This window comes from Microcoleus sp. MON1_C1 (genome assembly GCF_036701945.1).
In the GTDB taxonomy this organism is placed as follows: domain Bacteria; phylum Cyanobacteriota; class Cyanobacteriia; order Cyanobacteriales; family Microcoleaceae; genus Microcoleus.
The window spans coordinates 51,917-71,577 of the sequence record NZ_JAUBRO010000019.1 but is presented as its reverse complement, the minus strand read 5'-3'; the positions used below and the strand labels follow the sequence as shown (position 1 = coordinate 71,577).

Genomic DNA, 19,661 nt, shown 5'->3' with positions numbered 1-19,661 from the left:
AGTTTCACCCATCTACTTAGTGTTTGCCTATTTGTCGAAACTGGGGGAATTATCCGGTTGGTCTTCCGGGTATTCTACAGGTCGATACTCCACGTAGTCTGACGGCGGTGCTTCCACGTCGCGGTTGCTGGGGCGAGACCTGGATGATTCCGTAGGACGGGGTTTTTTGGTTCTCGGCGGCGTATCGGAACTGCGGTTTTCCGAAGCAGGGGGACGACTGCTGCGGCTGCGGGTTGGTCTTTCTTCGGGGTTGTCTGAAACGTCCCAGTTGTCAGACTCTTGGGCAGGCGGGGCTTCTGGGCGAGAGGGACGTTTGCGCGACGATCTATCGGGCGACTCAGGCCTGGAGGTGTTAACGCTGCCGTTGCGATTCGAGGGGCGGCGGCGGGGTTCATCCTCGTAGGCTTCGCGAGAGGAACGGTAGTCTTGGCTGCCTCTGATCCGGGGACGCTGCGGATAGTCTTCCTCTGGTTCTAGCTGTTCCATTTCGCCATCGTAGCCCTCGTAACCGTAGGCGTTGCTGACCGGTCGCTCTTCATCTACGTATTGGGCGCGAGTTTTGGCTTGGGCTGTGGTCGCTCCTCGCAGTTTAATGCTTTCTGCTGCAAAAAATATGGCGGAACCAGCGAGCAGAAATTGACCGAATGCCAGAATGGGATCGAGCCGCCATCCTTGAAATAACAGAATACCGCCGCACAGCAGGCCGACTGCTGCAAAAAAAATATCGTGGTCTCGGGCTAGTTTGGGACGCCACGATCGCAGAAAATACAGTCCTGCCCCTGCTACTGCTAGGATGATCCCTAACAGGCTGCTCCAGTTCAATCCTAAATTGACCATTAGCCTATCTCCTATGTCTTTCCTATGTTAGCGAGTTAGATTTTACATCTATCATTAAGTCTGTCAGCCCGACTGTGCTTTCTGGGGCAGCGTCCGGTCAGGGTTTCAGCTTGGGAAGTGAGTATAATAATGAGTTTAACGGGAAAAAACCTCAGCTTGGCAGTCAACTGAAGGTTTTGCCTTGACAGTTGCTGGCAGCCGAGGTTTCTCGGATCGGGGAAATGCCGGACTTGTAGCCCACAATTGACTTGCAGCGCCGGACTTAGAAACCCGCTGACTTTTTAGGTGCGCTTGATTTTGTCTTTTTGGCTGATGAAGATCAGGCCGATCGTTGCTGGAAGCACTACAACCACCACGCCCACCAGCAGGCTGTACAAAAAGTTCGCGAGAGAAGGAGTCATAGATTCAAAGCCTTTGTTACAACAATTTGATTTTTATTAATTTTATACTTTCGATCGCACCTGTCAAACGGTTAAAATTATGAAGAGCAGACTTAACAAAACTTAAAATTTCGAGATAAGACCCATGACTGGTATTACCGTTGCAAGTTGGATTCTGGGCTCTGTCCTAGTTGTGATGACCTTGCTGTTTATTTTTCGGATCGTCCTGACTTGGTATCCCGAGGTGAACCTGAGCAAATTTCCGTTGAGTCTGATTGCTTGGCCGACGGAACCTTTTTTAGCCGTAACGAGAAAGATTGTACCGCCGATCGGCGGGGTGGACATTACGCCGATTATTTGGGTGGGTATCTGTAGCTTGCTGCGAGAAATGATTCTCGGTCAGCAAGGAATCCTGACAATGATGATGTGATAGTCAGTTGGCGGGCATCGGGCATCGGGCATCGCGCATCGCGCATGGATTAGTTGCCACCAACTGCCAACTGCCAACTGACTACTGACTACTGACTATTGTTCAAGAACTGTTCGACGAAATTGGTGTAAACTTCGCCGCTGAGAAACTCAGGGGAATCGAGGATTTTTTGGTGAAAGCCCAGGGTGGTAGGCACGCCGGTGATAGCACATTCCCGCAGGGCGCGTTTCATGCGCCGGATGGCTGAGGGTCGATCGCGCCCCCATACAATTACTTTACCGATTAAAGAATCGTAGTAAGCGGGTATTTCGTAATCGGTGTAAACGTGAGAGTCCATCCGCACGCCGGGGCCACCGGGAGGCAAATAACCGCTGATTCTGCCGGGATGCGGTCGGAAATTGCGATCGGGATCTTCGGCATTGATGCGGCACTCGATGGCGTGGCCGTTGAGAATTACTTGGTTTTGCTTGATTTGCAGTTTTTCTCCTTGGGCGATCCGAATTTGTTCGGCTATCAAGTCGAGGCCTGTAATCATCTCGGTGACGGGATGTTCTACTTGGATGCGGGTGTTCATTTCCATGAAGTAGAACTTGCCCGATTTGTCAAGCAAAAATTCGACAGTGCCGGCACCCGTGTAGTTGATGGATTTGGCTGCGGCAATGGCGGCGTGACCCATTTGATCTCGCAGTTTCTGGCTGAGGGCTGGGCTGGGGGCTTCTTCGAGGAGTTTCTGATGTCGGCGCTGAATCGAACAATCTCTCTCGCCGAGGTGGATGACGTTACCGTAGTTGTCGGCGAGGATTTGGATTTCGATGTGCCGGGGTTTTTCGATGAATTTTTCGAGGTAAAGTCCGGGGTTGCCGAAGGCTGCATCGGCTTCGCCTTGGGCGGCTGAGAATAGTTTGGGGAGTTCCGAGGGTTCTCTAACTAGCCTCATGCCGCGGCCTCCACCGCCGGCTGTGGCTTTGATCATCACAGGATAGCCGATGTCGCGGGCGATCGACAAAGCTTCGTGTTCGTCCGCCAGCAATCCGTCGCTACCGGGAACTGTGGGGACTTTCACCCGCTGCATAGTTTCTTTGGCGGTGGATTTGTCGCCCATCGCCCGCATCGCGGCTGCAGAAGGGCCGATGAAGGTAATTTGATGGTCGGCGCAAATTTCCGCAAATCGGGCATTTTCCGAGAGGAATCCGTAGCCCGGGTGAATGGCTGCGGCGTTGCGCGTCAGGGCGGCCGCGATGATGTTGGGGATGTTTAAATAGCTTTTGCTGCTGGTGGGGGGGCCGATGCAAACGGCTTCGTCTGCCAACTGGACGTGCAAGGCGTGTTTATCTACGGTGGAGTGAACGGCGACCGTGGCAATCCCCATTTCCTCGCAGGTCCGCAATATGCGGAGGGCTATTTCCCCCCGATTAGCGATTAAAATTTTCGAGAACCCCATCTTCGCTGCTTAATTCACTCAATATTCTGTACAATAATGCCTTTCGGTATGTTCTGGATAATCGTTTTGCAGAAATTGTTCACAAAAATTTATTTTACATTTTGCTGGTAGTGGTGCTATGATTTTAAATCGGCGGTGCAAAAGGGCAAGTCACAAGTTAAATGTCAGGAACCTCAACCTGTAAATCTTTAACTCGTAACGCAAAAATCCCGGAGATTGCCAGAAAGAGCGGATGTGGCGGAATTGGTATACGCGCACGCTTGAGGTGCGTGTGGCATTATGTCCTTGCGAGTTCGAGTCTCGCCATCCGCATTGAATATAGAAAACAACTGTTGACAGTTTTGGCTGTTGGCAGTTGTTTTGTATTAAGTGGTTTTTTAGATCGAGGCTTCTTACCAGGAAGTGCGATCTAACTTCTTTTTTTTGTATAAGAATTATCAGTTATGGAAGGGCGATCGACATTAGTATTCTTTATTTCCCGTGTCACTAACCTAATGGTATAGTTGGCACTACCGTTGCAGAATCCGCATTGAATATATAAAACAACTGTTGACAGTTTTGACTGTTGGCAGTTGTTTTGTATTAAGTGGTTTTTTAGATCGAGGCTTCTTACCATGAAGTGCGATCTAACTTCTTTTTTCTGTATAAGAAGTATCAGTTTTGGAAGGGCGATCGACATTAGTATTCTTTATTCCCCGTGTCACTAACCTAATGGTATAGTTGGCACTACCGTTGCAGAGTTGAGATAGGGTACCGTTACTTAAATAAATAATATGTCTAAGCAACCCGTAATTATCACCTGTGCAATCACTGGTCATCGCACTACTAGAGAAATAGCTCCTGTTCCGTTAACCCCAGAAGAACAAGCAAAATCGGCTCAAGAAGCACTTGAACATGGAGCTGCGATTATACACCTCCATGTTCGTGGCGATAATGGCGAAGAATCTCTCGATCCAGAGAGATATTATGAAGCTATTTCTAAGCTCAAACAAATTGTTTCTACTCCCCTCATCGAAATCAGCCCACGTGGAACAGACAGGTTAGCACAAGGACCAGAAAAATTTGAACGGGGTAATTTGGTGAAAATATCTTCTGCAATGTGGGGGAATAAGCCTGAACTCCAGCCTGAGATGTGTGCGCTCAACCTGTCAACACGGAATATTGATGAAAAAACAATCATCCTAAACCCGCCACATGATGTAAGAGAGCAGATTGAGCGTATTTACAGTTTAGGGCTGATCCCTAGATGCGATATTTACGATCTGGGAGATATCCGAGTAGCCTTAGAATTACTGCAAAAAGGTATCTTAAGAGATCCGCTTCATTTCCTCCTAATTCTAGGAAGTTATTCAGGGATTGGAGCGACATCTCAAAATCTGGAGTACATGGTTAAGCAATTGCCAGAACAATGTCACTGGACAGCATTGGGTACTGGCAGTCGATATAACTATTTTATAGCAGAACAAGCTATTCTACTTGGGGGGCATATTCGCACAGGATTTGAGGACGAAACCTATGTCTGTAAAGGACAAAAAGCGAAATCAAATGCAGAATTAGTGGCGAATTTAAGAGGTCTTTGCGAAAAATTAGGGCATCCCATCGCAACACCTGAGCAAGCTCGCCAAATCCTTGGGATGCAAAAGCAGCCACAGCACTCATTCTGACGGTTCGCTCATTTTAAGCTAAGTTTCCAGAATTTGCCTCGACAGAATCTGGTTTCGGGCCATCGTTTCAAAACTCCTGTAATGAAGCGCGAATTGAGATGCCCACTACCCTCTTTCTTCATAATTTTTACCATGACACAAGTAAGTGTTAGCAGTATTTTAGGTGTGTTACATTTGTTTCCGATTGGCATAATTGTTGGAATTATTTCTGCTCTCCTTGGTATTGGAGGCGGCTTACTTTATGTTCCAGCCCTTGCAGCAATTGGCGCGTCACCTATTCAGTCTGTTGCAACGAGCTTAGTTGCAATTAGCCTGGGCGCACTTTCTGGAACAATCCAGAATTGGAAAATGAACTCGCTTAAAATTGAAACGGTTTCCTTATTAACATTCCCGGCAATGCTAACAACCGAAATAGGAGTTGCCATTGCTAATGCTTTACCTAGTAAATGGCTATTATTGAGTTTTGCTGCTCTCCAGATAACTGCAATCTGGCTGATCAACTTGAAAAAGCAACTTCAAAAAGAAGAGAAAAAAGCAGCAAAAATTGATTTCTCTGAATCGCAGACAAATTCAACAGCGCCCATTTTAAAAACTCAAGGCATTGGACTGATAGCTGGAGTTTTATCGGGTTTGTTTGGAGTAGGTGGAGGGATTGTGATGGTTCCCCTGCAAGTTCTGTTGCTTAAAATGCCCATTAAAGAATCTGTACAAACCAGCTACGGAGCTATTGTATTAATTTCATTATGGGCCGTCAGTCGTTATGTAATCGCAGATTCTAGTAATGTATTGATAGAGCCAGGATTAATGCTGGGTTTGGGATCGTTATTTGGGGCCAATTTTGGTGCTAGGCTGTTGCCAAAATTGTCAGATAAATTAGTCAGATTTCTATTTACCGGGTTGTTAATTTTTTTAGCGGTCTATATGTCGTTACAAGCTTGGGCTCTGTAAGTTTCAACATACAGCACTTTTTAGGTATAGCAACCGCGAAGATATTCGGGACGTTCTTAATCGCTGGAACGATTGCTATTATAGCTTTTTTTAGGTAAATGATGTGCGTCGCTATCTAAAATTGGCAAGTTCAATCTAACAGGTCGCAGCGACGCACCTACCAATTAAATGTTTTTAACCCCAGTCAAAAATGGCGCTTAGTGAGTCAGTTAGATCGACATTATCAACTCCTGATACTAATTTTTGGCTAATTCAGGTGGCCGCCCCATCAAGCCTGTCATCAAACGCAAGGCTAAAAACCTCACTGGCGGAATTGTCCGCAAACACCACAATCCAAAGCGGCGAAATGCTACAATTGGCAGCCAAGTATTGGAAAATAATCTGTCTAGAAAATCGGTAAATCCTAACACGATTAAATTCTCTTTTTTCCGCCAGTTGTGATACCGTTTCAATACTCGCAAATCGCCGATATCTTCGCCTTGTTGGTGCGCTTGCTGCAAGATTTGGGCGATCGCCCCAGCGTCTCGAATGCCCATATTTAATCCCTGGCCGCCGACGGGATGGCAGCAGTGGGCCGCGTCGCCAATTAGTGCTAATCGGGGCAAAACGTAGCGATCGCTCTGCATTAACTGCACGGGAAACAAAAAGCGATCGCTCTCCAATTCCAAACGCCCTAAAAGCCCGCCCGTGCGCTGTTCTAACAAAGTCAAAAACTCTGTTTCATCCATTTGTTGCAAAGCTTTTGCTTCCGCGTGGGGTGCTGTCCAAACTACTTGACAGCGGTTCCCAGGTAATGGTAAGACTCCCATCGGGCCGCTCGGCCAAAAGCGCTCAAAAGCGATATCATTGTGCGGTTTTTCTGCTTTAATAGTGATAGCAACGCAGGATTGCCAGTATTTCCAGCCGCGAGTGCTGATGTTGGCTTCGGTGCGGATGCGCGATCGCGAACCGTCGGCAGCGACTAATAATTTGGTGCGAATTGTGCGAGTTTCGCCGTTTTGTTTGACTTCTATTTCGGCGCAATCGGTTAAATATTTTACCTCGACTACTTCCGCCGGACAAACCCAACTAAAATTCGGATTTTTTGCCAAACATTCCTGCAAAGCTGACAGCATGACTCGGTGCTCCCCAACGTAACCTAAAGCTGTTTTTGGTACGGGCAATTTGCCAGTATTTCCCAAATCGGGGCGGTGGAATTCGACAACACCGGGATAGTCGCCGTCACAGAGACTAATTTGCTCGAAGGTGGTGATTTGCGGCAAGATTTGCTGCCACACGCCGATACCTTCTAAGATCATTCCTGATAGCAGGGTGATTGCATAGGCTTGTTTTTTGGCGGCGGCGGCGGCGGGGAGTTGGGTTTCAATTATAGCGATTTTTAATCCAGAATCTTTTAAGGCGCTGGCTAAGGTGGCCCCGACTATGCCACCTCCGACGATGGCTATGTCAAAGTCGAGTGTCGGTGTTTGCGTGGAGGCTGTGGTTGGAGAAAGTTGGTTTACAGGCATTTTCAAGGGATTTTGTCAAAGTTAATTGGATTGTTACTTTGTTATTGTAAAGAATTATTTCGATTTAGGGCGATCGAGAAAGGGAGAGTATCGGCATCCGTGAAAATCAAGGTTTTCAGACTACGAGATCTAAATGCAAGTCCTGGATGCACTCGCTACCTCAGAAACCCGGTTTCTATATTTCTCGTCACTAAACGCAAAACTCGTAGAAACCGGGTTTCTAGCCCCCCCCTGATGGGTCAGCCCTGAAACTAATGACTAATGACTCATGACTAATGACTCATGACTAATGAGCATTTCCTTAGTGTTTTCGGTAGCCAGCGCTGATAGTTTCTGGCAAATGGGAATTTCTATGACAAACTCTGCACCTTCCCCGGGCGCGGAAATACACTGTAATTTCCCTCGGTGTTTTTCAACTATAATTTGATAGCTGATAGACAGTCCCAAACCTGTGCCTTTGCCGACAGGTTTAGTAGTGAAAAAGGGGTCAAACAACTTGCTAATAACTTCTTGATTGATTCCCATGCCGTTGTCGGAAATCCGAATGGTTACTGTGTCTGAATTCGCACTTGTGCTAATCCGAATTCTGTTATGACGAGCATATATTTCTTTGGAAGAATGAGTGCTGTTGTACTCTTCGAGGGCGTCGATCGCATTTCCTAAAAGATTCATAAATACTTGATTGAGCTGACCTACATAGCACTCGACTTTTGGAAAATTTCCGTATTCTTTAATAATCTCAATAGCCGGACGAAGTACATTAGCTTTGATTCGGTGCTGCAAAATTAGCAAAGTGCTTTCGATTCCTTCGTGAATGTCTACTCGCTTCATCTGCGATTCGTCGAGTCTGGAAAAGTTACGCAAGGATACAACTAAGTCGCGGATGCGATCGGCTCCTACTTTCATTGATTCCAAAATCTTCGTAAAGTCTTCCATTAAGTAATCAACTTCAATATCTTCGGCTGCTTCTACAATTTCTGGGACGGGATTTGGGTATTTTTCCTGGTAAAGATGGAGCAAACCGAGCAAGTCTGTGGCGTATTGGCTGGCGTGGGTGATGTTGCCGTAAATGAAGTTAATCGGATTGTTAATTTCGTGGGCGACGCCGGCGACTAGCTGGCCGAGAGAAGAGATTTTTTCGGTTTGGATTAGTTGAGTTTGAGTTTGGTGCAACTCGTGGACAGCTTTTTCGAGCTCGGCTGCTTGCGCTCGATACTGTCCCTCGGACTGCTTGAGTGCTTCCAAAACTTGGACTCGATCGCTAATGTCGGTGTGAGTTCCCACCCATTCGCGAATGCTGCCGTCTGCTGCTAAAACAGGAACTCCGCGCACCCAGAAGTGTCTGTAGCTACCGTCTGCTGCCCGCAACCGGTGCTCGACTTCGTAGAGACTTTTGGTTTCTACTGCGCGCATCCAAGCTTGGGCGGTGATCGGGCGATCTTCTGGGTGAATTGCCGAAACCCAGTTGTCTGTAGCTTCCTCGAAACTTTGACCTGTATATGCCATCCAGTCGATCGGCGAGAGCGGCTTTCCCTGAGCGTCTGTCATCCATACCAGTTGCGCGGTGGCCATTGCCAGCGATCGGTATCTTTCCTCGCTCAGACGCACAAATTCATCGGCTTCTCGGCTGGCTGTCACGTCGCGCAAAATTGCTGTGAATATGATTTCGCCTGCCACTTCGAGTTTGGAAATAGAAGCTTCGGCGGGAAATGCCGTACCATCTCGGCGGCAGGCGAAAATTTCTTTGCGGTTGCCCATTTGTCGGGCTTGTTTAACGCCGCCGCCGAAATTGCTGACGAGGTGACTGTGAGGCGTGGCAAAAGCTTCGGGCAACAGGAGGCTCAAGGATTGCCCGATCGCCTCAGCAGCCGTCCACCCAAAAATCCTTTCTGCACCTTGGTTGAACAGGATAATTTTTTGCTCAGCATCCACCGAAATAATCGCATCGTCGGCAATTTCTACAATACCGGCGAAACGAGCTTGAGACAGTTGCAGCGCTTGTTCAGCTTGTTTGCGATCGCTGATGTCGCGGGCGATCGTCGAAATGTATGTGAGTTTGTCGTCTGGTGCGGAGTGGGAGATGATGACTTGGCTGACGGGAATTTCGAGTCCCGATGCTGACACGAAGGCTGTTTCTCCGCTCCAAACGCCCCCGGAAACAGCGGTGGCGATCGCTTGATTCAAATTGCTGCGGCCTGACGCTGGCGTGAATTCTGCAACTTGTCGGTGGGATATATCTTCGTTTTCGCCTATACCCACCATTTTTCTGCCTGCTTTGTTGATGTAAACGGGGCGTCCTTCGAGGTTGCAGATACCTACAAAATCCGGCGTTGCTTCCAGAATTGCTGCCAGAGTTCTGTTGGCGATTTCGGCTTGTTTGCTCTCAGTAATATCCCGCGCGATGCTAACTATACCGCTGATATTTCCTAGCCCGTCCCGGTAAGCACTTTTTGTAGAAAGAAATGTCCTCAAGTTGCCTTTAACTGGCAGCTCTTCTTCGATCGCTTGCGTTTTTCCCGCTGTCATAATTGGGCGATCGGTTTTCCTAATGTTACTTGCAATTTCCGGCGGAAATAACTCGCTGTCATCTCTGCCGATAATGTCGTCTACAGACTTGCCAATTATACTGGCTCCCGCAGCATTCAGCATCAGGTAACGGCCCTGAATATCTTTGACAAATAAGGCGGCAGGCGTACTGTTAATGACTGCAAACAACAGGTTGTAGTTTTTTTGAAGTGCCTGCTTTGTTGTTTGAGAGTCGAGAATTTCCTGCTGCAATTGATCGTTGGCGATTTGTAGTTGGATAGTTCGTTTCTCAACTTTAGTTTCTAAGTCTGATTTAGCTTTCCTAAGTCCCACTTCCGCTCGATACCGCTTCCGGTCAGCGCTGCAAAGAGTTTTGGCATTCTGCCAAATCAGAACTGTAAAAATAATCACGTTCAATACGCTTAACAGCGATATCCCTACCTCCGGCGTGTAGGCTTGTAACCGCTCTCCAGATAGGATGAAATAACCGACTAAAGGCGGGATAATGATTGCCCGTGGCAACAAGCGCCTCGCCATGATGCCGCCCGCGCGATCGCTGGTCATTACTGCGATCAATCCTCGCTCTGGACTGGCAAATAAAATGCCGAAGCTCAGCAACATAAATGCTGCCGACGTGTGCAAAGCCATTCCTGTATAATTGCCAATTTGGTAAAATAAAGCTTTGTCGTAGATGTAGCCTATCAAACCCATAAATGCAATTAAAAATGCACAACAGCTTAAGATTTGAATCCGCAGGTATTTAGGGCGACGTTCTGACAGCAGCAGCAGGGCTATTCCCACCAATAAAAAAGCACCGGCAGTATTCGGAGCCATGCGTCCTGGTATTCCGGCGCTTGTCAAGGTGTAACTTTCTTTAAATAGCAGTTTGTCGATGCCTAAGTCTACATTAAAACTATATTGAACTAGGGTTAATAGACTAATTAATATAATTAAAAATGAACAGCTATAAATTAAAAAATTAGTAATTTTTTGATACTTTCTTGCCCTTAATTCGGCGCGCCGCCGCTGTTGGATGAATAGAGAAAACCCGCCCAAAATAAAGCAGACCGCAGTATTGGCTTTCATGGTCACGAGTCCGGGCAGAATGCTTTTTAACATTTGCAGATCGAATATCCAACCCAAAATGACTGTACACCCGATCGCCATTACTGCAATACTCGCTTTTTTGGCAAAAGACTCGACAGCAGCCATTCGGGTTGAGGGCTTTGATAGTTGTTGTGCTCGTTCAAAAAGTTCCAATTTCTCGATTCCTCGAATTATTTGGTTTCTACGTATCCAAGGTAACAATAAACACTCTAGTGATATTGTTGTCCGCTATACAAAGCTGCTTAAAATTTCCTCACAGCTTTTAAGCATAAAATATTAATTATTTTATCTAACTTTAGATAGATAGTCAACCGAAGCTTGAAGGCTCTTATGTAGAAGGCATTCGGCAGAATTTAAGAATTTTTGTTGCTTGTAAGTTAAAACAAAAAATTCCTTGTTCCTTGTTCCTTGTTCCTTGTTGCTGAAGCCTTCAGCCTTGTTGCTTAAGGCTTCAGCCTTCTTCCTTGGCAATTAGGGCCCGATCGCGCGGCAAGACCGAGTGTTTTTACTCAGTACATCGAGGCGTAATAGTAGCGGATTAGTCGATAGGCAACAAGATCGCTCGCATTGTAAACCGGTTGCTGTGGCTGTGGGAAATGCGATCGGCAGAACAGATAAGACTCGGCGGTTGAAACCGCTACTAAACAAACAAAGTCCCAGCAGAGAGGGACTAAAGAGGGGATATTAAAGTCGGATTTGGTAACTGTCAACTGTCAACGGACAACAGTCAACTAACTCCTAAGTTTTGAAGTGCTTGCAAAGCTTCGGTTGCTGAGGGGTAACGCTGGGGGAAAGCGTAGAGCACCATCTTGTCTAAAACGCGAGCCAACTCCGGGGTGACAGTTGCATTTTTCTGCCAGATGAGATTGCCTAAATTATCAACTCTGAGTTGTTTCGGGCGCATCCCTGTCAAGGCTTGAATCCCGATGAGCCCGACAGCATAGATGTCGCTGCAAAATTTCGGTGAACCGATGGCTTGTTCGGGGGGAATGTAGTCTTGCTGAGTACCGCCGCGCGATTTCGTTTGACCGATGCTGTTTTGTGAAGTGTTGATTTCTTTAACGGCCCCAAAGTCAATTAATACAATCTTGCCATCTGATGTCCGCCTGATTAAGTTTTGAGGGTGAACGTCGCGGTGAATTACATCTTGTTTGTGAACAAAGACAAGCACTTCCAAGATATCTTTCAACAAAGCAATAACCTGATGTTCTTCCCAGGGTTGACCTTCGATTAGTTCTTGATACAAGGGTTGCCCTTCGATGAATTGATAGACTAAATAAAAATATCCATCTTCTTCAAAGCGAGCTAACAATTCTGGTATCCGATCGTGTTGGCCCAATCGATATAAAACGCGCGTTTCTCGATCGAATAGGTGGCTGCTTCTCTGAGACTGGTTTTTCAGGCGTTTGACGAGGCACAAAGGTCGATCGGGCAAATTTTCATCTTCAGCCAGATAGGTATCGCTGTACTCGGTGCTGACCAAATGTTCGGTGATGCGGTAGCGCATCCGCATCAGTTTTCCCAACATCGGATCGGTTGGTGGGCCGGGTTGTCTACCTTGTTGTAAAGCTCTCATGATGCAGTCCCAAAGATTTGCTCCGACTACTCTTTCTTCTTCGCCAAGAATTCCTGCTTGTCTCAGTACCTTTGTCAGATCTTTCCACAAATTGTAGCCGACATAGCGGCCTAGGTAGCACACTGTGTAGCCGCGGGCGATCGGATCGTTTTCCTGAATTTCTTTGTACGTCCAAGACTGTAAAACACCGCGAATTATCGATTGCTGCAAACGAGTCAGGTGTTTCTCAGTTTGCTTTTCTACCAAATTGTCCAGAAGATTGATGGCTTCTTCTACTGTCATAGCTTCATTTCTTAAGTTAGTTGTAAGCGCTCTGGACATCTTTTTTTCTAAAATAGCAACTTGCCAGGGATGAGGTACAGCTTTCCACTCACCAATTACCCAGTACCCATTGCGTTGCGATCGGGCAACAGAAAACTGCTGTATTTAGCTTATACATGATTTAACTTTACTTTTATAGCTTGTCTACTTATTGCAACATTTTTTTACAAATATGACTTTTATGACTTTAAGTTATGACTTTTATGAATTGACGTTATAAGTAGCTTTTGGTATTATCTCAATTACAACTTTTAACTAGGGAATACATTGCAAAATTAGCAGATACCTGATTTGAATGTACCCCATTTAAGCAAAATATTTAGAGGTGTATCATGCCAAACTCAATGACTCAAACAATTACAAAGTCGATCGCATTTATCGACAGTGCCGTACCCGAACTCCAAACCTTAGCCAACGGCATTAACCCAGAAATCGAAGTCATTCAACTAGATGCCAGTCGCAGCGGCATCGCACAAATTGCAGAAGCCTTGCAAAATCGCAGTGTCTCAGCAATTCACATAATTTCCCACGGATCGCCGGGCTGCTTGCAATTGGGCAGCAGCAACTTGAATGCAGACAGCATCGAGTGCGATCGCACTTCTTTACGGCAGTGGTTTTCGACACCAATGGGCGCGATCGCAAATTCGCAGCCTTCAAGCCCTGGGGAAGAACAGATTCTACCAGAAATTCTGCTTTATGGTTGCCAAGTAGCAGCAGGCGACACAGGTATAGCCTTTATCAAAAAGCTGAGCGAACTAACCGGAGCCAGCGTTGCCGCCTCCCAGAATTTCACAGGAAGTGCGGCCAAGGGCGGCGATTGGGAACTCGAAATCAAAACAGGAAAAATCAAAACACCTTTAGCCTTGAAACCAGAGGTATTGGCTGCTTACAGCCACGTTCTCTCACTCTTTAAAATTAATGACTACGATCCAGAAATCTACGTCACCAATATCACCACCGGAGACTTTAACAGTGACGGTAAGCCTGACGTAGCCACTATGGATCTTTCGTCAAACAACATTGGCATTCTCTTTGGAAATGGCAATGGCACATTTAACTTTGGCCCCAAAATTAATTTAGGAGTAGCTCCTTACGACTTTACCGCAGGAGACTTTAATGGTGACAGCAAGCTTGATTTAGGCATTACTAACTTGAGTTCTAAAGACTTTTCTGTCTTATTAGGAGACGGCAAAGGCAGCTTTAGTCCGGCCACCAACTTTGATTTGGGTTCGTCCTACACCTTCGTCTATTGGGGAGACTTTAACGGCGATGACAAGCTTGACCTAGTTACTCTTAACGCCGACTCTAACAACATATCTATACTCTTGGCAGATGGCAAGGGCGGCTATGGCAAACCCACTAACTTTAGTGTGGGAACATTTCCCGCCAATGGCATCGTTGTGGCAGACTTTAACCGCGATGGCAAGCTCGATTTAGCAACTGCGAACCAGAAATCTAATAATATTGCCGTACTGTTGGGAGATGGCAAAGGTAGTTTCGACAAAGCCACGAACTTTGATGTAGGAAAATCCCCCAATTCTATAGATGTGGGAGACGTGAACAACGACGGCAACCTTGACTTAGTAACTGCAAATAGCGGCTCAAACAGCGTTTCTATTTTATTTGGAGATGGCAAGGGCAGCTTTGGTTCTACCACCAGTGCTTATGGAGGAGTGAACCCCTCTTCAGTTGCCCTGGCAGACTTTAATGCTGATGCCAAACTTGATTTAGCAGTTTCTGATGTCATTTCGAACTTCATTTTGTGGGGAGACGGTACGGGCGGCTTCAACACTTACGACGAGGTTCCCTACACTGGTCTCAACCCTGTCATAGTAGACCTTAACGCAGATAAACAGGCCGATATAGTTGGCAACACCCTTGGAGATATCAGGGTTTTGCTCAACGATTTAGACGCTAATCAGGCCGTTTCTTACGCGATTACTATCAATGCTGCTAGCGATACTGAAGGCAACACGGGTGTAAAAAATCCCATTTTCACGGTGACTCGCAGTGGCAATCTTGAATTTAGCAGCAGTGTTGGTTATGACATTACTGGCAATGCTACTAACGGCAGCGATTACAACAATATTGGCGGGACTTCTGAGGCAACTGGTATCAAAGGCACGATCGATTTTGCTCCGGGTGAAACATCCAAAACCCTGATTATGGATGTCTTGGGCGATACATTACCAGAAAGCAATGAAGACATTATCGTTACTTTGTCAAATCCGATCGCACCAGGCCCCAAACCTACCATTACTACTGCTACCGCTAAGGGTACGATTATAGACGATGACACTCTTGGCAACACGCCAACTACACCAACACCAACACCAACACCAACTCCAACTCCAACTACATCCCCTACTCCTACTCCAACACCAACTCCAACACCAACTACGTCCGCTACTCCAACACCAACTCCAACACCAACTACGTCCGCTACGCCGACACCGACACCAACACCGACACCGACACCGACACCGACGCCAACGCCAGTGACGCCAACGCCAGTGACGCCGACACCGACGCCAACGCCAGTGACGCCAACGCCAGTGACGCCAGAGACGCCGACACCAGTGACGCCAGAGACGCCGACACCAGTGACACCAGTGACACCAGTGACGCCAACACTGATACTTGCAAGTCCAGAGATTATTATTAATCCAACATCGGGATTAGTCACTACAGAAACAGGTGGCACAGACCAATTCACTGTCAAACTCAACAGCCCACCTACTGCTGATGTGAGTATTAATTTTAGTAGCAATAGTGTGGGAGAAGGAGTAATTTCCAGACCAACTGTTACCTTCAATTCTACTAATTGGAATCTAGAGCAGAGGGTGACGGTAGAAGGCGTTGATGATATTGTATTTGATGGAAATCAAAATTACAGTATTATTGCCGACCCTGCTGTTAGCGCCGATCCCAATTACTCCGGGTTAAATACATCAATTGTTTTCGTTACCAATAATGACGATGACGAGCCTCTTCAGACCATTTCTAGTTTGAGCGAAGGCTTGGTTATTGATGGTTACATCTCCGGTGCAACCATCTTCCTAGATGCTAACAAAAATGGCATTAAAGATAGTAACGAACCCTCAACTACTACTGACTTTAACGGTGAATATCAGCTCGATATTCCCTTGGAGACTTTCGACAAAAATAAAAATGGGAAAATCGATGCAGATGAAGGCAATTTAGTTGCTTTTGGCGGGACGGATACTGCGACAGGTTTGCCACTGGAAACGCCTGTTTCTGCACCTGCAGATGCTAATGTTGTCACTCTGTTAACGAGTTTGGTAACTGATTTGATGGCTGGGGGAATGACGCAGAGTGAAGCCGAGTCAAAAGTTAAATCTACTTTGTCTATTCCTGCGGGAGTTGACTTATTAGACTTAGATCCGATCGCCTCTACAGCCAAAAATGAAGCGGGTGGCGTTGAAACTCTAGTCGCCATGACAAAAGTCCAAAACGTCATTACCCAAACCAGCAGCCTCATAGACGGTGCATCTACGGCTGATAATGGTGCGATCGTCAAAGCTGTTGTCGGGGCAATTAACAGTAAAATTCAATCCGGTGGTTCCCTGGATTTGAGCGATGCGGCACAGGTAGAAAGCATTATCCAGCAATCTGTTGCCAAGGTCAAAGAAATTGACACCAATCTCAACACTGAAAAACTTTCCCAAATTGCCCCGGAAGCGGCGAAGGTAATGGCTGAGGCAAATCAAAGCACGGATAAAGTTAAATCTAACTTTTTGCCTGAGTTTATTCCCTCGGAAATTGCCAAAGTCCAAAAGGTGACATTAGGTGAAAGTTCGATCGCCCTCGAAGAAGCGGCCGCTGGCACAAAACCAATCGCACAGGTAGTTTCCGAAAATACTGGCGAATTTTTAACTGCCAAAATTCAAGGAAATCCAGCACCGGCTCAACCCGCTGTTCCAGTTGTGCAAGGTGATGTGGAACTTGTCAATACTTCTCCTGAAATTCTCGGCGCTGAGGGCAAAAATCTTGTCGGTACTGATGATAGCGATACTTTAATCGGCGACAGCGGTAACGATTTTATCAGTGCCCGAAAAGCTAGCGATTCCCTCGATGGTGGCGGCGGCAATGACACGATTTACGGTGGGCGGGGACTCGATACGCTGACAGGTGGCAGTGGCGATGACATCCTATTTGGAGGCCGCGGTGCTGAGAGTTTGGACGGCGGTATCGGCAATGACAGTTTGTACGGTGGCAAGGGAGATGATACTTTGCTTGGCGGTTTGGGAGATGATTTTCTCAGCGGCGAAAATGGCAACGATTTTCTGATTGGAGGTAGCGGGAGCGATCGCTTTTTGTTAACTCCAAGTACCGGCTCGGATACGGTGGTTGATTTTGAGGTAGGTATCGATAAATTTGCGCTCGATAACGGTTTGACTTTCCAGCAGTTAGAAATTAGTCAAACTGCGGGAGGAACAGTGCTGAAAGTTATATCCACCGATCAAGTTTTGGCAACTGTGACTGGGTTGAATAGTTCGATTACTGCATCGGATTTTGTGTTGCTTTAGATTTAACTCCAGCGTAGGGGCAATCCTGTGGTTGCCCTTCTAAATCAGGTAGGCACTAAAAACGAATCATTTGTTAAATCACTTTTACCGGGAGGGGCATCATGTTTAAATTTGGAAAAGTGATCCTAGTATTCATCACCGCATCTGTTGCTGTTTTGCAGCCAGCTTTTCGAGTTCGCGCACAAGAAACCAGCAGCGAATTCAGGCAACTACAAACCTTATTAGAAGCTAAGAAATGGGACGACGCCGATCGCGAAACCGTCTCTCTACTCCGCAACAACCCCACGTCTTGTCCGAACCTCCGCGCGATCGACCAATTGTGGATGCAACACAGCAATAACAAATACGGTTTGACCCCGCAGTTAGAGATTTGGCAGAAGACGAGCAACGGTTTAAATTGTAAAACTTGCGAAGGTGAAATTAAAGAATTTAGCGAAAAGGTAGGATGGAAACTAGGCCCGCAAGCAACTCCTATGCTAGGGGATTTTCCAGCTCAGTACCCAACTGTTGCTGCATTAGGTTGGCAAAGCTACGTTGATGGAGATGCAACTATGCAGATTCTTTTTGGCACCCGGAATACATGGCAAGCGTGGAAAGTTCAAGGTTATAACTTGTTCTCTACTTTTGCTAATTGCGGCAAGTAAGTAGACCAGCATAAAAAAAACAGAACACCCAGATACCCGACTTCTTTAAGAAGTCGGGTATCTAAAGCGCGAGAGCGTTTTACGTTCTTTTGCTTTCATACTTCTGCTTCCTTTAAAAATCTATTATTGTTGAAAAAGCAGGCAATTTATATATGCTGAGAAATATATGAGCCAAGCAGACTATGAAAAGGCCTTAAAACAGATAGAAACTGGAGATTTAGCAGGATCTCTCCAAAGCCTCGATCGCATTATCAAAAAAAATCCTAAGTTCGCACAAGCTTATCGGCCCCGAGCACAAGTGCGCGCAAAACTCCAGGATTTTCCAGGTGCGATCGCCGATTACAAGGAAGCGATGCGCTTGCAGCCGACGGCGAGGTAATTTGGGGAACGGGTCTCAATTCAGTCGCAGATCGTTGACCTCGAAAATGCGATCGCAGACACGCGCTTGCTAAATTCGGCAAAACACTTGTCCTCCCCGCTTTTCTTCGAGGAAGCTCGCGAAGCGGTCGATCTGGGCGAATATTCAGAAGCTTTGTCCGACCTTAGCAGGCATGACGCTGATTACCCGCAGGATGGCTGATGCGCTGACAATCGTGCCGTCTGGCCGCTGCCAGGAGGCAGTTGCTGACGGTAGCGTTGTGGAATTTGATTTAGGTTCGGTGCCATCTTTAGCAGTGCAAACCGCTGTTGTGTACCACATCCAAGTGGCGCTCGGCGATCGAGCAGCCGAAGGACTTTTAGGGCAAAATTTCCTTGCTCGTTTTGACGTGCGGATTCTCGAAAACCAAGTAGAATTTCACCGTCGATAATTTATGGAAACCGGCAAGATTCCTGTTCCACACATATTAGCAACAGGCTTTCTGGCCTGTTCCACAAATATTAGCAACAGGCTTTCTGGCCTGTTCCACAAATATCAAATTTTCTTGTGGGGAGTAGGGGTTGGGTTCTTATAGCCCGCCCTCAAAGGCTTATTTACAAATGAATCCGCTTAATTTTTAATCTTATTCACATAGCCCCACAAACTATAATCTCGACTCAGCCAACCCCGGAAAAAAGCCATCTGAGTCGGATCTTCTTGCACCCTTTTGTAGCGGTAAATAATTCGTTCATTAATCATTTGCAGCGCGGTATTTCTGTTATTTGCCCCTTTCAGCGCTTCCTTGGTGCGGGCATCAAAAACTCCCGTTTGCGGCAATCCTAAGGCTTGCTGAAGAAAGGTAATTGAGTTATTAATACCGAAATTAACGGCGGTGTCAAACATGACGATCGCCAAAGCCGGCTGCATCGTGCCCGAGAGGCTCGAATCCCAGTAATATTTATAAATTTCTAGGAGCTCTGCTTCCGACATCTGCGTCACGTCGAGGGGCGGAAGCCCACGACTGTAGCGGTAGGCGTTGTATTCCGTTTGCAAAACGCCCCGATAAGTTCTGCCGCCCTTATCGGCAGGGTGATTGCTGAATCCACCCTCAAAATATAGGGTGAAATAAAGAGCAGTTTGAAATAATTTCTGCCGAAAGCTGGCTGTCTGCTGCTGTGCGAAAGTCTTTTGGGCAAAGGGTAAGGGGATTGCTAAGGTTAACAAGAGTATCCCCAGCAGGAGGTTTGGTTTCCACTTGATGTTATGTTGGCGCTGTGTCGCTTGCTTGTCGCTCATAAATTCTGTGTGACGATCGCCCGTAATTCCGCTAAAACTGCTACTCTTCAAAATAATATAGATTCAACCTTTAAC

14 protein-coding genes and 1 tRNA gene are annotated in these 19,661 nt (G+C 46.6%); 8 read left to right on the top strand and 7 right to left on the bottom strand.

Annotated features, from left to right (window positions below; genetic code table 11):
• Window positions 1-27: 27 nt before the first annotated feature.
• Together QUA62_RS13025 and psbX are read right to left on the bottom strand one after the other, a co-directional pair.
• Complete coding sequence (locus QUA62_RS13025; RefSeq protein WP_333404468.1) at window positions 28-837, bottom strand: Ycf66 family protein; 810 nt, start codon at window positions 835-837, stop codon at window positions 28-30.
• A 281-nt stretch (window positions 838-1,118) separates the two neighbouring features.
• Complete coding sequence (gene psbX / locus QUA62_RS13020; protein ID WP_006634855.1) at window positions 1,119-1,238, bottom strand: photosystem II reaction center X protein; 120 nt, start codon at window positions 1,236-1,238, stop codon at window positions 1,119-1,121.
• Between the two features lie 124 nt (window positions 1,239-1,362).
• On the opposite strand from psbX, the gene QUA62_RS13015 reads away from it, so the two are divergent.
• On the top strand, window positions 1,363-1,647 hold the full coding sequence (locus QUA62_RS13015) for a YggT family protein (RefSeq protein WP_333285505.1): 285 nt from the start codon (window positions 1,363-1,365) through the stop codon (window positions 1,645-1,647).
• A gap of 88 nt (window positions 1,648-1,735) precedes the next feature.
• Here the strand turns inward: QUA62_RS13015 and accC are convergent, their stop codons facing one another.
• Window positions 1,736-3,088 (bottom strand): acetyl-CoA carboxylase biotin carboxylase subunit, encoded by a 1,353-nt coding sequence (accC, locus tag QUA62_RS13010; protein ID WP_333404467.1) that lies wholly within the window; start codon window positions 3,086-3,088, stop codon window positions 1,736-1,738.
• Between the two features lie 228 nt (window positions 3,089-3,316).
• Here accC and QUA62_RS13005 point away from each other — a divergent pair.
• The 3 genes from QUA62_RS13005 (at window position 3,317) to QUA62_RS12995 (ending at window position 5,700) form a co-directional block, all read left to right on the top strand.
• Window positions 3,317-3,400, top strand: a tRNA-Leu gene (locus QUA62_RS13005).
• Window positions 3,401-3,861: 461 nt separating this feature from the next.
• A complete protein-coding gene (locus QUA62_RS13000) occupies window positions 3,862-4,752 on the top strand; it encodes a 3-keto-5-aminohexanoate cleavage protein (protein ID WP_333404466.1) in 891 nt (296 codons plus the stop codon).
• A gap of 132 nt (window positions 4,753-4,884) precedes the next feature.
• A complete protein-coding gene (locus QUA62_RS12995; RefSeq protein ID WP_333404465.1) occupies window positions 4,885-5,700 on the top strand; it encodes a sulfite exporter TauE/SafE family protein in 816 nt (271 codons plus the stop codon).
• Window positions 5,701-5,936: 236 nt separating this feature from the next.
• Here the strand turns inward: QUA62_RS12995 and QUA62_RS12990 are convergent, their stop codons facing one another.
• The 3 genes from QUA62_RS12990 to QUA62_RS12980 all read right to left on the bottom strand — a co-directional run bounded on the left by QUA62_RS12990 (window position 5,937) and on the right by QUA62_RS12980 (window position 12,699).
• Window positions 5,937-7,208 carry an FAD-dependent hydroxylase gene (locus QUA62_RS12990; RefSeq protein WP_333404464.1) on the bottom strand — a complete coding sequence of 424 codons (1,272 nt, stop codon included), beginning with the start codon at window positions 7,206-7,208 and terminating at the stop codon, window positions 5,937-5,939.
• Between the two features lie 258 nt (window positions 7,209-7,466).
• Window positions 7,467-10,946 (bottom strand): PAS domain S-box protein, encoded by a 3,480-nt coding sequence (locus QUA62_RS12985; protein ID WP_333404463.1) that lies wholly within the window; start codon window positions 10,944-10,946, stop codon window positions 7,467-7,469.
• 622 nt (window positions 10,947-11,568) lie between these two features.
• Window positions 11,569-12,699, bottom strand: coding sequence for a serine/threonine-protein kinase (locus QUA62_RS12980; protein ID WP_333404462.1), 1,131 nt, complete (start codon window positions 12,697-12,699; stop codon window positions 11,569-11,571).
• A 383-nt stretch (window positions 12,700-13,082) separates the two neighbouring features.
• Here QUA62_RS12980 and QUA62_RS12975 point away from each other — a divergent pair, with 383 nt between their 5' ends.
• The 4 genes from QUA62_RS12975 to QUA62_RS12960 all read left to right on the top strand — a co-directional run bounded on the left by QUA62_RS12975 (window position 13,083) and on the right by QUA62_RS12960 (window position 18,741).
• Window positions 13,083-17,288 (top strand): DUF4347 domain-containing protein, encoded by a 4,206-nt coding sequence (locus QUA62_RS12975; RefSeq protein ID WP_333404461.1) that lies wholly within the window; start codon window positions 13,083-13,085, stop codon window positions 17,286-17,288.
• A gap of 101 nt (window positions 17,289-17,389) precedes the next feature.
• Entirely contained in the window at window positions 17,390-17,932 is a 543-nt protein-coding gene (locus QUA62_RS12970; RefSeq protein WP_333404460.1) for a GUN4 domain-containing protein, read from the top strand.
• A 166-nt stretch (window positions 17,933-18,098) separates the two neighbouring features.
• Window positions 18,099-18,311 (top strand): hypothetical protein, encoded by a 213-nt coding sequence (locus QUA62_RS12965; protein WP_333404459.1) that lies wholly within the window; start codon window positions 18,099-18,101, stop codon window positions 18,309-18,311.
• Between the two features lie 172 nt (window positions 18,312-18,483).
• Entirely contained in the window at window positions 18,484-18,741 is a 258-nt protein-coding gene (locus tag QUA62_RS12960) for a hypothetical protein (RefSeq protein WP_333404458.1), read from the top strand.
• 179 nt (window positions 18,742-18,920) lie between these two features.
• Here the strand turns inward: QUA62_RS12960 and QUA62_RS12955 are convergent, their stop codons facing one another.
• Window positions 18,921-19,586 carry a glycosyl hydrolase 108 family protein gene (locus tag QUA62_RS12955; protein ID WP_333404457.1) on the bottom strand — a complete coding sequence of 222 codons (666 nt, stop codon included), beginning with the start codon at window positions 19,584-19,586 and terminating at the stop codon, window positions 18,921-18,923.
• Window positions 19,587-19,661: the final 75 nt, after the last annotated feature.